Below are 2,846 nucleotides of genomic sequence, written 5' to 3'. Positions count from 1 at the left end.
TATCAGGTTATGCTGACAAATTTGTCCAAAAATTCGGATTAAATTTGCAATCTACCTAACTAATTCGTTATTCGACCCTAAAAAAGGTATGACTGTGAATGAAAGATCATTTTGTTCACGGTCATGCCTTTTTGTTGTCCATTTAGTTATTGATAATGACCAGCAATGTCGTCTGGACTAAAATCCTTAGTGAATTGACGATCATAGGCCTTTTCATAGGCAGCAACTTTTTGTTGGTAATCAATTTGGCGCATCTTTTCGGCAGCTTCCCGCTGTGATGTGGCCGACTTTTCGACCGCATCCGGATAAATTGGCGGTAACACATGGACCGTATAATTGATGCCATGCGGATCCGATTTGGTCGGGGCGTCAACCATCGAAACAAAGCAGGACACGATTGGCACATTCAATCTAACGGCGTAGTAGTACGCTCCCCGTTCAAGCGGCCGCGGTTTGCGATAGTTGAACCACATTTCCCGTTCCGGATAAATTAGAATTGACTGTTTGCGTGCCAAGCTACTTTGCAAAAGGGCAATAAACCCCTTGCCCATGTAATTGACGCTGTCGCTGACAGGTATCGTATCAGCGTATGTCATCAAAAATCCCAGCATCCCGGGCATTTTAAGGTTGGTGAGCTCAACGACAATCGACAAATCAGGTTGATTCAGGGCTGATCGAACCAGCAGGTGGTCAATCGGGCTAAAGTGGTTACAGGTAATGATTGCCGGCCATTCCAATGCCTTTAAATTGTCGGTCCCCTCAACTTTTAAATTGGGATTCATCATCCTCGCAGCCATATTCATGACCGACCGGACTTCGGCTGCCCGCCAATGATAACGTTTAGTTTGGTGAAGCTTCAAGAGGTGGTCCAACACCTCATGCTGCTCGGTAAGTGTCAGTACTGGATCATGTAGTTCGACTTTTTGATTAAATTTTCCCTGACGGACGTTTTCAGCAATGTTTTGAATCACTTTGTCACGCTCGCCAAGCTTTACCGGTGTAAAAGTCATAGGGCAATTTTTACTCCTTGCTTGGCCATGGCGTAAAATGTCGTTGGGGTCTTAATAATATCAACGGCTAATGGAATCAAATCGGACTGATTCTTCTGATCACGGGCAACTTCTTTAGGATTCATATCTGCGAGCTGCTGTTTTAACATGGTCTCGTAATCGGTTTGTTTGGCATAGGTCCAAAAATAGCTTTGTCGAGGGGCATCATCATAGCGCCACGGCTTGGCAAATAAGTTATAGTGAATCAGCCAGGGGTCAACATCCTGTGGCGTGGTGATTTGGATGTCCCATGACGGGTTCAAATAATAAATTCGATTTCTCGCGATGGCATTCATGTAGTCCTGATCCGGGCACAAACACTTGAAATGGTACTTGTTCAAGAGCTGCAAAAAGTGTTCAGCGAATTTTGAACGGCGCATTTCAGCCAGGTTCATCAACAACACGCCGGAACAAACGTATTTCTGTGAATCAATCCCAACGGCTTGTTCAGCATAGTCAATCATTTCCGGAGTGTGGCCGATGAAGTGATCCGGCACTGCGCCAACCAGGTTATCCCCCAGCTGGGTATCAAATAATTCACCCACGTCCTTTAAAACCACCGTGTCCGCATCCAGGTAGAGCGCCTTATCCAATTTGGGGAACAATTCAGCAATAAACAGCCGGAAATAAATTGTAAAGGTAAAGTAGTCACTGCGTAGTTTGTTATTCTTATCAGTAATTTCTTGCTTCAAGCGGTCATTAATTGAAACAAACTGAATTTTGAGGTTGTCCGTTTCAAAGGCTTTAAGCCGCCCTTGATTGTCGGTATTGAGATCATCACACAACACAATCACCTGGTAATGCCTGTCCGGTGATGTATGCGCGACCAGTGAAGCCAGTGAAACTGCCAGATAAGGTGCATAATTGTCATCGACAGCGTAAAAAATTGGCACGGTTTGATTTTCCATAATGAATCCCCCTTAAATTAATGTGATTGATGCTGGTAGGTCATAAATGACACGTTGCTTTGGTGACTGCGGGTCACCATTTGGGCATGAATCTGATCGTGGAGTTTTTGTTGGCGTTGTTTACGCGGAAGTGACTTGTCCGGCATAAACGGACCGTCGAAGTATACCACCTGCTTGGGTCGGCTCAACAGTCGGCATTTTTGATATGTAATCGTCATGCTGTAGCTGGGCAGGTCGGCAGCGACTGGATAATGGAATGCGCCAACTGGAAACGGACGAATCTTGGTGTAATACGGCCAAACATGGGCTTCGGGATAGATAAACACTCGTTGATGCTGGTCCAATCGAGCATTCATCGCCCGCTGGAATTGGATCATTTGTGATAATTTCGCGGGTAGGATCAACGCACCACCCATCGCCAAGAGACGACCGACGATTGGAATACCAAGGTTGGCAGGTTCCGCAATCGGATACGCCCGCCGGGGTATTGCGACCAGCATCGGTAAAAGTGCATCCCCCAGCGGCTGGGTATGGTTGGCATAAATGAAGGCGCCCCGTTTGCCTTGGGTGCGCAGACACCGTTTGTTTCGAAAAGACGTCCGCAAATACAGCCGACAATAAACGAAGCTGACAACAACCGCCACCCAGTAGACGACCGTCGCCGTTACGCGGTAAAACCAATTTTGATGCAGCCAAATGTAGCCCTCAGGAATGGTGGCATTTTGATTTTTGGTAAAGACCACGTCATCATCAAAATCATGATACGTAAACACTTTTGATGTCCGTTTAGTCATTACCAATGTCATCCTTTCTTCCGAGAAGTTAAAATCATGAGAACGTGTTTGGATACTTTGACATTCGATTTGATTTTAGTTAAATTAGATCAAAA

Annotated in this window: 3 protein-coding genes; all 3 read right to left on the bottom strand. The window is 45.6% G+C overall.

The window, feature by feature from the left end; genetic code table 11:
* Window positions 1-146 precede the first annotated feature (146 nt).
* The 3 genes from IV64_RS03475 to IV64_RS03465 are packed head-to-tail and all read right to left on the bottom strand — an operon-like array spanning window position 147 to window position 2,751.
* Window positions 147-1,010: a lysophospholipid acyltransferase family protein gene (locus IV64_RS03475; RefSeq protein WP_057705782.1), complete on the bottom strand. Its 864-nt coding sequence runs from the start codon at window positions 1,008-1,010 to the stop codon at window positions 147-149.
* Window positions 1,007-1,957 carry a glycosyltransferase family 8 protein gene (locus IV64_RS03470; protein ID WP_054646946.1) on the bottom strand — a complete coding sequence of 317 codons (951 nt, stop codon included), beginning with the start codon at window positions 1,955-1,957 and terminating at the stop codon, window positions 1,007-1,009. The genes IV64_RS03475 and IV64_RS03470 overlap by 4 nt, the downstream gene beginning before the upstream one ends.
* 17 nt (window positions 1,958-1,974) lie before the next feature.
* A complete protein-coding gene (locus tag IV64_RS03465) occupies window positions 1,975-2,751 on the bottom strand; it encodes a lysophospholipid acyltransferase family protein (RefSeq protein ID WP_057705781.1) in 777 nt (258 codons plus the stop codon).
* Window positions 2,752-2,846: the final 95 nt, after the last annotated feature.

The organism is Lactiplantibacillus xiangfangensis (genome assembly GCF_001438845.1).
Taxonomy (GTDB): domain Bacteria; phylum Bacillota; class Bacilli; order Lactobacillales; family Lactobacillaceae; genus Lactiplantibacillus; species Lactiplantibacillus xiangfangensis.
The sequence above is the reverse complement of the archived record's forward strand: the minus strand, read 5'-3'. Positions and strand labels throughout refer to the sequence as shown.

What these genes read in the sequence shown, in the direction of transcription:
- IV64_RS03475 (WP_057705782.1), bottom strand. Translation starts at nt 1,010, where the DNA reads ATGACTTTTACACCGGTAAAGCTTGGCGAGCGTGACAAAGTGATTCAA.
- IV64_RS03465 (WP_057705781.1), bottom strand. Translation starts at nt 2,751, where the DNA reads ATGACTAAACGGACATCAAAAGTGTTTACGTATCATGATTTTGATGAT.
- IV64_RS03470 (WP_054646946.1), bottom strand. Translation starts at nt 1,957, where the DNA reads ATGGAAAATCAAACCGTGCCAATTTTTTACGCTGTCGATGACAATTAT.